This window comes from Bradyrhizobium sp. HKCCYLR20261 (assembly GCF_051168435.1).
Lineage (GTDB): Bacteria > Pseudomonadota > Alphaproteobacteria > Rhizobiales > Xanthobacteraceae > Bradyrhizobium.
The window spans coordinates 85043-96104 of the sequence record NZ_JBNPUZ010000009.1; the positions used below are offsets into that span (position 1 = coordinate 85043).

An 11062-nucleotide genomic window follows, 5' to 3' on the forward strand; every position below is an offset into this window, starting at 1 on the left:
ATGTGCAGAGCTGAGTCATGAAAGTCGCCGCGGTGTCCGCTTCCAGATGGTTCGCGATCGTCGGTGCGGCGATGGTTCTGTTTGGCATCGTCGGCTTCCTTTGGACGAGGGCGGCCGCCCCGTCACCGACCGAGCACTCGAGCCAGGCCAAGGCGAAGCTGCCCCGCTATGTCCCCACAGCCGCTGAACGCGCGACCCTTTCGATCGAGGGGGTGACGGATCGCATCTTCCGCGCCGAGCACATCACCGAGGGGAAGATTGCGGTCAACGAGGACAGCTCCACGCCAGTGTTTTCGCCCTACGCCGGTCGAGTCGTGAAGCTGCTGGCCAAGCCCAGCGACATGGTCGAGCGCGGCCAGCCGCTGTTCGTGGTTGAAGCAACCGATACCGTTCAGGGTCTCAACGACTTCGTTGCCGCCATGAGCGCGCTGAACACGGCGCGCTCCAAGCTAAATCTGGCTGAGATCGTCGAGAAGCGTGCCAACGATCTCTATGCCGGCAAGGCGGTTCCATTGAAGGACTGGCAGCAGGCGCAGGCGGATCTCACGGCCGCGCAGAACGATATGCGCTCGGCCGAGACCGCGCTCGAGGCAGCCCGCAACAGGCTACGCATCCTGGGCCGATCCGAAGAGCAGATCACGAAGTTCCAGGAAACCCGTCAGATCAGCGCCGACACGCCGATCTATGCGCCGCTCGGCGGCACAGTCGTGCAGCGGAAGATCGGTCCCGGCCAGTTCATCAATTCCGGCGCCAGCGATCCGGTGTTCGTGATCGGCGATCTCTCGACGGTGTGGCTGACGGCGTTCGTGCGCGAAAGCGAAGCCGCCGACATCGTGGTGGGCCAGGAAATTTCGTTTACCGTGCTGGCCCTGCCAGGCCGCGAGTTCAAGGCGCGGCTGGACTATGTCTCCGCGGCGATCGATCCGTCGACTCGACGTCTTCCAGTGCGGGCAACGATCGACAACAAGGATGGGCACCTCAAGCCCGAAATGTTTGCCAACGTCACCATCTACGCCGCAACGGGTCGGCCTTCCGCCGCCGTGCCGAGGCAGGCGCTTATTTACGAGGGCGAGCGAATTCGGGTCTGGGTCGCGCATGAGGACAACACGATTGAATTGCGCGAAATCACGACCGGCCTCGTCAATGGTGATCTGGTCGAGGTCCGCGGCAATCTCAGGGTGGGCGAGAAGATCGTCACCCGAGGAAGCCTGTTCATCGATCGCGCCGCCACGTCCGGCAGCTGATCGGGAAAGGCAGATCGAATGGATCGTCTCGTCGCCTTTGCGGTCAACCGGCGCTTCCTGATGGTTGGCCTGTTCGTGGCCATGATCGTCGGCGGGCTCGTCGCGTTTCAGCAGCTCAACATCGAGGCCTATCCGGACCCGACGCCACCGATGGTCGACATCGTGACCCAGAGCCCCGGATTGTCGGCCGAGGAGATCGAGCGCTACATCACGATTCCCCTGGAAACGCAGGTCGCCGGCATCAAGAACATGAAGGTGATCCGGACAATCTCCTTGTACGGCCTGTCCGACGTCAAGCTGCAGTTCTCGTTCGAATACACCTACGATCAGGCGCTGCAGCAGGTCTTGAACCGTCTGTCGCAGCTGCCGCCGCTCCCCAACAATGCCCAGCCGCAGATCTCACCGCTCAGCCCGATCGGGGAGATCTACCGTTACCGCCTCGTCGGCCCGCCGAACTATTCGGTGCTGGACCTCAAGACGTTGCAGGACTGGGTGCTGCAAAGGCGGTTTCGCACCGTGCCCGGCGTCATCGACGTCACCGGCTGGGGCGGCAAGACCAAGACCTTCGAGGTCCAGGTCGATTTCAACAGGCTCGTGGCCAACGGCCTGACCTTGCCGCAATTGATGCAGGCGATCAGCAACGCCAACGTCAATGTCGGCGGCAACACGGTCAACATCGGTTCGCAGTCGGCCGTGGTGCGCGGCGTCGGCTTGATCCGTTCGATCAATGCGCTTGCCAGCACCATGGTGGCCTCAAACGGCGGCACGCCGGTGCTGGTCGGCGACGTCGCAACCGTGACCGTCGGCGAGCAGCCACGCCTCGGGATCGCCGGTGAGGATCAGGACGACGACATTGTCCAAGGAATCGTGCTGATGCGGCGTGGCGAGCAGAGCTCGCCGACCATCGCCCGCGTCGAGGAGCTCGTCGCCTCGATCAACAATTCCACGATCCTGCCGCCTGGCGTCCGGATCGAGCGCATCTATGATCGCAAGGATCTGATCGAGACGACGACACACACCGTTCTCGAGAACATGGTTGTGGGCATCGGATTGATCGTGCTCCTGCAATGGATCTTTCTCGGCGACCTCAGAAGCGCGCTGATCGTTGGCGCAACCATTCCATTCGCTCTGTTCTTCGCTGTCAGCATCCTCGTGCTACGCGGGGAATCGGCCAACCTGCTTTCAGTCGGCGCGATCGATTTCGGCCTGATCGTCGATGCGACTGTGATCATGGTGGAATCCATTTTCCGTCGGCTGTCGCATACGGAGCGGCTGACCGAGACGGAGCAGGCTGCTATCTCGGCGCGGACGAGCATGGGGATGAAGCACCATGCGATCCTCACGGCAGCCTCGGATGTGTCGCGCTCGATCTTCTTCGCGGCGGCGATCATCATTGCGGCGTTCCTGCCGCTGTTCACGCTGTCCGGCGTCGAAGGCAACATCTTCGGTCCGATGGCCCGGACCTACGCCTATGCGCTGGCCGGCGGTCTGCTGGCGACCTTTACCGTCACGCCAGCGCTCAGCGCGATCATCCTGCCGGCCCACGTCGAGGAGACAGAAACGTTCCTGATGCGCTGGATGCACCGGCTGTACATGCCCGTGCTTGCACGGTCACTCGCGCACCGTCGATTAGTCCTCGTCGCCGGTGCTGGTCTGATCCTGGTCACGGCCGTCTGTGTGCGGCTGCTTGGGCTCGAGTTCCTGCCCAAGCTGGAGGAGGGCAATCTCTGGATCAGGGCGACGTTGCCACCCACGATCTCGCTGCAGGAGGGAAACACCTATGTCAACGAGATGCGCAGGCTGATCGCGGAACGGCCAGAGGTCGAGTCGGTGGTGTCGCAACACGGCCGGCCGGACGACGGCACCGACGCTGCAGGCTTCTTCAATGCCGAATTTTTTGCGCCGCTCAAGCCGGCCAAGCAATGGCCGGACCGGGAGGACAAGGACGAGCTGACGGCAAGACTGCTCGCTCAATTGCAGGAGAAGTTTCCGGGCGTCGAGTTCAACTTCTCGCAATATCTGCAGGACAACGTCTCGGAGGCGGTGTCGGGCGTGAAGGGCGAGAATTCGATCAAGCTCTATGGCAACGATCTCCAAGCGCTGACCGACACCGCCAACAAGATCAAGGCACAGCTGGCGACCGTGCAAGGGATCACGGACCTTGCCGTCTTCACCTCGCTCGGACAGCCGACAATCCAGATCGACGTCGATCGTGCGCGGGCCGCGCGCTATGGTCTGTCGCCCGGCGACATCAACACTACGATCAAGACCGCGATCGGCGGCGACAGCGCCGGCGATCTCTACGAGCCCGGCAGCGATCGCCATTTCCCCATCATCATCAGGCTCGCCCCGCAGTATCGGCGCAGCGCAGAAGCCATCCAGAATCTGCGGATCGGCGCGCAAGGACCAAACGGCATAAGTCAGGTGCCGCTGAGCGAGGTTGCGACGGTGAAGCTCGTCTCGGGCGCGGCCTATATCTATCGCGAACAGCAGGAACGCTATTTGCCGATCAAGTTCTCGGTGCGCGAGCGCGATCTCGGTAGCGCCATCCAGGAGGCGCAGGACAAGGTCGCTCAGAACGTTCAGTTGCCGCCCGGCTCGCATCTCGAATGGGTCGGCGAGTTCGGCAATCTCCAGGATGCGATCAAGCGGCTGTCGATCGTGGTGCCGATCAGTCTGGCGCTGATCGCGATGCTGATCTGGTTCAATTTCGGCTCGATCGTCGACACCGTACTCACCATGAGCGTAATTCCGATGGCGGTGCTCGGCGGCATCCTCGGCCTGCTCGTGTCGGGCATTCCCTTCAGCGTGTCGGCGGCGATCGGCTTCATCGCCCTGTTCGGCATCTCCGTGATGGACGGCATCATCATCCTGTCGCAGTACAACGCTCTGATCGACGAGGGGATCGAGCGCGGCGCCGCGATCCTGCGCACCGGCGAGCTTCAGCTTCGGCCGGTGCTGATGACCTGCGTGGTCGCCGGCGTCGGGCTGCTCCCGGCTGCACTGTCCTCCGGCATCGGCTCGCAGGTTCAGAAGCCGCTCGCGGTCGTCGTCGTGGCCGGCATGATGTTGGCGCCGATCGTCATCCTGATTACGCTGCCTGCACTGATCTCGCTGTTCTCGCGGCGGACCCGGTCGGATCTCGTTGGGCAGCCACGGCTGGCGCCGGCGGAATGAGGTGGCCTGTGCATCAGCGCGTCCGCAACCCGATGTCGCGTCCGCTCCGCGCGGCAGTGATCACAATCGCCGCGACGCTCATGAGCCTCGGAGCCTCGTCTGCGGAGACGCTGCCGGAAGCCCTGGTCAGAGCCTATCAGTCGAGTCCGCAGCTCAACGCTGACCGGGCTCGCCAGCGCGGCACGGACGAAAACGTACCACAGGCGCTCGCCGGCTATCGGCCGCAGATCATCGCTAGCCTCAGCGCGGGCCTGCAGGCGGTCAGGAATACGCTGCCTGACAATACGGTGCAGGGTACGACACTCCGCCCCTGGACGATCGGATTGACCGTCAACCAGGTTCTGTTCAACGGCTTCAAGACCGCCAATAGCGTCCGCATCGCCGAATTCCAGGTTCTGTCGGGTCGCGAAGCCCTGCGCAACACGGGGCAGGGTGTGCTGCTCGACGCCGTCACCGTCTACATGAACGTGCTGGCCAACCAGGCGCTCGTCGAAGCGCAGCGGACCAATGTGACCGTTCTCCGGGAGATCCAGGAGACGACGCGCAGGCGCCTGGATGCAGGCGACGTCACGCCGACCGATACGGCGCAGGCCGAGGCGCGGCTGAGCCGCGGGCTTGCCGACCTTAACGCAGCCGAGGTGACGCTCGCGATCAGCAAGGCCACTTATGCCCAGGTGACCGGGGAGGCGCCGGGCCAGCTCGCCCCGGCCACGCCCGTCGACCGGTTTTCTCCGGTGACGATGCAGGCATCGATCGAGATCGCAAGGCATGAGCATCCCGCCGTGCTCGGAGCGGCTTATGACGTCGATACTGCTCAGACGACCATCAGGGTCGCCGAGGGTAGCTTGCTGCCCACTGTGGCGGTACAGGCGAATGTCAGCCGATCCAGGGAATCAGACACGACGCTCGGCACTTCAGGCACTGACCAGGCCTCGATCGTGGGGCAGATCAATGTGCCGATCTACGACGGCGGCACTGCGGCGTCCCAGACCCGCCAGGCCAAGGAGATGGCTTCGCAAAGCCGGCTGGTGCTCGAGCAGGTCAGGAATCAATCGCGTACGGCGGTGGTCGGTGCCTGGGTCTCGAACGAAGGCGCCAAGGTTGCGCTGAGCGCGGCCGAATCGGAGGTGAAGGCGGCGGAGATCGCCCTGCAGGGCGTCCGGCGCGAAGCCGCCGGGGGGCAGCGCACGACAATCGATGTGCTGAACGCGCAGCAGGAGCTCACCAATGCTCGCTCACGGCAGATCGCGGCCCAGCGCGACCGCGTGATCGCATCCTACACCCTGCTCAGTGCCGTCGGTCGCCTCGATGTCCACACTCTCGGCCTGAACACGCCGGACTATCTGCCCGAATTGCACTACCATCAGGTTCGTGATGCTTGGCACGGTCTGCGCACGCCGTCAGGTCAATAGCGCTGCGCGCTGGCCGAGGACGGGCACGCACGCAGGTAGGTGCCTCGGCAGCAGCATCCCCTTCGCGGGAAGGGTCGAAACCTAAAAGAAACACTATCAACCGTAATCTGCCACGAGCCTGGTCCGCTCCTTGCGGCCCCTGATCCATCGAACCCGACGAACGTGATGTCCATAGCTGATACAGAACAGTCGGAAGCAGGTCACGCTGCCTCAGGCCCGTCCGGAGCGGGGTTCGGGCCGCTGATGGTTGGCGCGCTGGGCGTCGTCTATGGCGACATCGGCACCAGCCCGCTCTACACGATGAAGACGGCGTTGGAATGGGCGGGAGGCGCCGACGCCGAGACCGCGCTCGGCATGCTGTCGCTGATCGTCTGGACACTCCTGATCACCACCTCGATCAAATACGTCGCCGTCGTGATGCGGGCCGACAATGACGGCGAAGGCGGCATTCTGGCGTTGATGTCGCTGCTGGGGATCAAGCACGGCGAGCGGCTCGGGGTGATCGCGATGGGCTTGATCGGTGCTGCCTTGCTCTATGGCGACGGCGCCATCACGCCTGCGATCTCGGTGCTGAGCGCGCTGGAAGGACTGAAAAGCCCGCTGCCGCAGATCAGCCCCTATATCGTGACGCTGTCCGCGATCATCCTGGTGGGTCTGTTTGCGTTGCAGGCTCAGGGCACCGACCGGATTGGCAGACTGTTCGGCCCGGTGATGATCGCCTGGTTCATCGTCATCGGGATCCTCGGCGTGTTCGGTATCCTGCGTCACCCCTCGGTGCTGGCGGCGCTCGATCCGCGCCATGGGCTGTCCTATCTGTTCGGTCACGGCATGACCGGCTTCCTCGTGCTGGGCGCGGTGTTCCCTGTGCGCCACCGGGGCCGAGGCACTCTATGCCGACATGGGGCATTTTGGCGCCCGCCCGATCCGCTTCGCCTGGTATGGGCTGGTGTTGCCCTGCCTGATCCTGAACTACGCCGGCCAGACCGCTGTCGTGGTCGATGCTGCGCTGGGCCAGGAGCCAAATCCCTTCTTCGCCCTGTGCCCGGCCGCGCTCCAGCTGCCGCTCGTTGCGCTGGCCACGGTCGCGACCATCATCGCCAGCCAGGCGATCATCAGTGGCGCGTTCTCGATGACCCGGCAGGCGATACAGCTTGGCCTGTGTCCGCGCCTGAACATCGCGCAGACATCGGCCACCGGCTACGGCCAGATCTATATCGGTTTCGTCAATTGGACGTTGATGGCGCTGACTCTGGGGCTCACCCTCGGCTTCCGCTCGTCCGACAATCTGGCGGCAGCGTTCGGCATCGCGGTGTCTCTGACCATGCTGCTGACTTCGATTCTGATGTTTCTGACCATGCGCGAGATCTGGAAGTGGAATCTGGCGGCGAGTCTCCTGACCGCGGGCCTGTTTGTCGTGGTCGACATGAGCTTCGTCAGCGCCAATTTGATGAAGGTGCTGGAAGGGGGCTGGTTCCCCCTGGTCGTCGCCGCCGTCATCTTCTTCCTGATGATGACATGGCATCAGGGCCGTGATCTCCTGGTCAAGAAGCTGGAGCGCGACACCCTTCCGCTCGCGACCTTCATCGCGCAGGTCGGCGCCAAGACGCGGGTCCCCGGCACCGCGGTCTACATGACCAGCCGGCTCGATGTCGTCCCCGTACCGCTGCTCCACAATCTCAAGCACAACAAGGTGCTGCACGATCGCATCGTGCTCCTGCGCGTGGTCACCGCGAGCACGCCGCGCGTCGCGCCAGATCTGCGCATCGACGTCGAGCACGTCGGGAGCAATTTTCACACGATGACGGTGCGCTACGGCTTCATGGAGCAGCCGGATGTCCCTGAAGCTCTCGATCAGTGCCGCCAGCGCGGGCTGATCTTCAACATGATGGAGACGTCGTTCTTCGTCGGACGGGTCAAGATCGTCGCCGAGCGGCGGTCGCGATTTGCTGCCTTCCAGGCCCATTTGTTCGAGATCATGCATCGCAACGCCATGGCGGCCACCGAATTCTTCCGCATCCCTCCGAACCGGGTCATCGAGCTGGGCGGACAGGTGGAGATCTGAGGAGCGCCACACTATCCATGCGAACTTGGAGCAGCAGGTCGCAATGATGTAGGCATCTTTACACGCGGCAGCTGGAATGATGGCCAGAGTGCAATCCTGTCCTTTAATGATATCAATCGCAGCCAGTCCGGCGGCATATCCATCAAGGACAGCTACTGGGGCCGGTTGAACGATACGGCCGGCATTGCGTCCGATATCGCAAGGTGCTTTTGGGTTCGCCATTGTCACACGTGTTCGCGCCACTGGAACGGTCTTGGCGTCTCGACAAGGTTGTGGTCGCCCTAAGATCGTGTCGTGACCGACGAATCACCACTGACAACGGCAAAGCCGCTCGTCCGCTATGGGGCTAATGGGGCCGCCTCGCTGTGCGCCCGGGGTGCTTTATGGGAGGGGGCCTGCTCGGCCGGCCTGTGGTCCCAAAGCTGACTTGGGCCATCTACCATGACACCTTCGGCCGGCGCTTTCTCAATCTCCGGTATGGAAAAACGTCGTTTTGGAGATCTGGCGGGTTACATTCTCTCCCGAATGGACCTGAGTGGACCCTTCGGAGCAAGCTTGTTTACAGTGCCTCTACCTCCAGCGAGAGAACTGAAAAGCCACCCGCCGGTGCTCACTTGTTTGGTAAGACCTTCCAGTAGAGTAGTTTTCCGAGGCGCTCGCTTGTCAACCTGTCAACCGTGTCAACCCAAGAATTGCCCGAACTAGCTGGCGAACTTTCGGGGCGCGCTTGGGCCGTGCGGGGTGGGGTGCGGGGAAGGACCCGCCGACCCTACTGGCGAAGGGCGACGCACGGGCGACCCGGTGGCGATGCTATCGCACGAGCGCGAGCGCCGATTTAGCGCCTAGCCCTAGCGCGACCATGGCAGGAGAGACGGCCACGAGCACCGGCGCGCCGGCGAGGGCCAGCGCGAACGATGCGAGCATACCGAGCGGCGTCAGCGCACCGAGCACAACCAGGCAAAGCACCAAGCGGACACCCTGTTCTTGGCAACGCCCCGTAGCGCTCGGATCAAGCACGGCCGCCCAACATATGCGCGAGCTCGTGATGCAAGCGCACGGGCAGGATGGTCTTGACGGCTAGTAGGAACTCCGCGCCAGTCAGCGCCGCTGATCATGTCTTTCGGAATGAATAGCCCAGAGCGTTGCGAGGCGATCGGCAACCGGCCGGCGCCAGCGCGGGTGAACACCTGCGCGCCCAGACTGAGCCCGACCGCGGTTTGGGAAGCGGCCGCCCGGCGGAAACCTTGTGCACGATCGCTTGTTTGCATTCATTGCAGCGGCAACCCATGACGTCACCCGATCAGGTATCGTCGCACGCGCAAGATGAGCTCGCGGAGTGTACTAATTCGCTTTTGCTTGCGCGGTGTCGGGCGGCGACGGTGTTTGAATGGTCGCACCGCTACTCTAGCCGCCGGTGCTCGGAGCGGATTACTGCGCCGGGTTTGCTCGCCGTTTTTTAACCGTGCGATTGGTTGGCCGCCAGGCTGTTAATTGCGAGCCATGCGTATCCTCACACCAACGGATCGGAATCGGATACATTCACATCTTTGCGTTGATGGGGAAAGTCGAGCCCGCGACACAACTAAGGGCCGCGGGCTTAGTATCGCGACCTTACATCACGCTCCGGATATAGGCCGGCACTTTCCTTCCGGTCAATCAACCCTGTCGCATATCGCGACTAAGCCTTTTATGCTGCAATGATTTTTTTGATTTTTTCCCGGCGCGCCGGATTCTAGCTCGCGACCGCTTCGGCCCTGATCGGCGATTCAGTCGGCTCGCCAACCGTGGGCCCGCGGCTTGGCGCAACCCAAGGTCGGCAGCGGCGCGGCCAAGGTCGCGGCCCTGGATCAGCCGCGCGCGGCCGTCGCTCCAGGGCATCAATGGCAGCGCGCTTGCCTGTACCTCGTTCGTTTCCAGCTTGCCGGCGAGATCCGCGGCTGAGCAGATCGGGCGCGAGGGGCCACGCCACCCATTCGGCGCGACACTCGCCAATATGCCGCGGCGCGGGATCGTGCCAGTTGAGCGGCGAGCGCGGCAGCATCGAGAGCGTATATTCGCCCTCGCGCTTGCGAGCGCGTGCTTCATTCTTGCGCAACTCCACGAACTCGCCGTCCGCGCCGATGCCGTACACGCGGGGGCCGGCCGTCGGCGCTAACATATGACAATGCACGGGCAGGCGAACCGCCACGCCGGTCGCTTGCCCATGGCGGCACACGACAGCGCGACGGCTTGCGAATTCCACACCGCCACCATCAAGGCCGGCGCCACCGGCTCAGCGATCGCCGCGAACTCGTCCAACAGTGCGCGCGCGTGATCCTCGCGACCGAGCGACTTTCGCCGTCGGCAGCCGCGCCAGCGCATCGGAACCGCCTCCGCGTCGCGATGCGGCTCGCCCGGCACATAGCCGAGCGGATCGGCCTCGATCGCACGGCCGAGACTGCGCGCGATCGAGGCGGGCCACGCCCAACTGCGCGCCGGCCGATCACATGGCCAATGTCGGCCGACACCGCTCGCCGTTTCGGAAACTCGTCGCGAACAGCCCAAGGCAACAGCTTCTAAACCTCCATCTTGCCTTTCATGGTTCCAAAAGCCCCGTTTGTTGGAACTATAGGGATGTAGGGATGTAGGGATGTAGGGTGCATGTAGGGTTGCTAACTAACCCTACATGTCGTTTTTTCCTTTGTTTTCAGTTGTTTAATTGTGATGGATGTAGGGATGTAGGGTTGAGAGTAGACGCACACATGAGAAGAGATTTTTCGCACGCTCCGCTCCCCAAAAGAGTCAGAGAGTGAAAACCGCGTTTGACCCTACATCCCTACAGCGCTCAGCTTAACCCTTTGCGATCGTTTCGGTATTTCCGCATGTAGGGTGCGAGACAACCCTACATGCACCCTACATCCCTACAGGCTACACCGCGCAATGTCGTCATCGCCAGGGTGCGGCGGCCGATCGTCGGCGCCAGTGAGGTCTGGCCGGTACGTTCTTGAGCCGCGCATGCAGGTAGCGCACGCCCTGCTCGCTACGTTTCTTTGCAAAGCCCTTCTGCCTGATCGTTTCCCGCTCGATTGCCGCCATCTCATCGAGTGTTCGGCTCACGGCGTCGATTGCGGTTTGCTCGTTCGTGATGGCCACCATCACGTCGGCCTAAGCGCTATCCGCGCGCGGTC

6 protein-coding genes and 1 pseudogene are annotated in these 11062 nt (G+C 63.0%); 6 read left to right on the forward strand and 1 reads right to left on the reverse strand.

Annotated features, from left to right (window positions below; genetic code table 11):
* Positions 1–17: 17 nt before the first annotated feature.
* The 6 genes and pseudogenes from ACQR1L_RS21720 to ACQR1L_RS21745 all read left to right on the forward strand — a co-directional run bounded on the left by ACQR1L_RS21720 (position 18) and on the right by ACQR1L_RS21745 (position 9836).
* Positions 18–1244, forward strand: coding sequence for an efflux RND transporter periplasmic adaptor subunit (locus tag ACQR1L_RS21720; protein ID WP_434859952.1), 1227 nt, complete (start codon positions 18–20; stop codon positions 1242–1244).
* A gap of 18 nt (positions 1245–1262) precedes the next feature.
* The gene (locus ACQR1L_RS21725) at positions 1263–4421 is read left to right on the forward strand and encodes an efflux RND transporter permease subunit (RefSeq protein ID WP_434859953.1); all 3159 of its coding nucleotides are present in this window, start codon (positions 1263–1265) and stop codon (positions 4419–4421) included.
* Between the two features lie 80 nt (positions 4422–4501).
* Entirely contained in the window at positions 4502–5833 is a 1332-nt protein-coding gene (locus tag ACQR1L_RS21730) for a TolC family outer membrane protein (RefSeq protein ID WP_434860076.1), read from the forward strand.
* A gap of 300 nt (positions 5834–6133) precedes the next feature.
* Positions 6134–6628 (forward strand): annotated as a pseudogene (locus ACQR1L_RS21735) (KUP/HAK/KT family potassium transporter); the annotation flags it as partial.
* Between the two features lie 103 nt (positions 6629–6731).
* Complete coding sequence (locus ACQR1L_RS21740; RefSeq protein ID WP_434859954.1) at positions 6732–7895, forward strand: KUP/HAK/KT family potassium transporter; 1164 nt, start codon at positions 6732–6734, stop codon at positions 7893–7895.
* Positions 7896–9692: 1797 nt separating this feature from the next.
* A complete protein-coding gene (locus ACQR1L_RS21745; protein WP_434859955.1) occupies positions 9693–9836 on the forward strand; it encodes a hypothetical protein in 144 nt (47 codons plus the stop codon).
* 984 nt (positions 9837–10820) lie between these two features.
* On the opposite strand, the gene ACQR1L_RS21750 is transcribed toward ACQR1L_RS21745, so the two are convergent.
* Positions 10821–11030: a hypothetical protein gene (locus ACQR1L_RS21750; protein ID WP_434859956.1), complete on the reverse strand. Its 210-nt coding sequence runs from the start codon at positions 11028–11030 to the stop codon at positions 10821–10823.
* Between the last annotated feature and the right edge of the window lie 32 nt (positions 11031–11062).